This window comes from Micromonospora sp. NBRC 101691, assembly GCF_030269285.1.
In the GTDB taxonomy this organism is placed as follows: Bacteria; Actinomycetota; Actinomycetes; order Mycobacteriales; family Micromonosporaceae; genus Micromonospora; species Micromonospora echinospora.
In genome coordinates this window covers 1-255 of the sequence record NZ_BSTB01000076.1, presented here as the reverse complement: position 1 = coordinate 255, position 255 = coordinate 1, and the positions used below count along the sequence as shown (strand labels likewise).

General features: G+C 65.1%; 1 protein-coding gene. It reads right to left on the bottom strand.

Features of this window, described 5'->3' with window-relative positions; all coding sequences use genetic code 11:
* Window positions 1-255: GTP-binding protein (locus QSK20_RS32020; protein ID WP_285792335.1), on the bottom strand; the 255-nt coding region annotated here is incomplete at both ends.

The window sequence follows — 255 nt, the reverse complement described above, 5'->3', positions numbered from 1 at the left end:
ACCAGGGGGTGTTCTCCGAGCGGGTGACGATGTTGTCGCCCTTCAACGCCGAGATCGGCACCACCGCCAGATCGGGGACGTCGAGTTTCGCGGCGAAGGCGGTGAACTCGTCGGCGATCTGCTCGAATACTTCCTGCGACCAGTCGACCAGGTCCATCTTGTTGACGCAGAGCACCAGGTGCGGCACCCGCAGAAGACTGCACAGGAAGGCGTGGCGGCGGGACTGCTCGACCAGGCCCTTCCGGGCGTCGACCA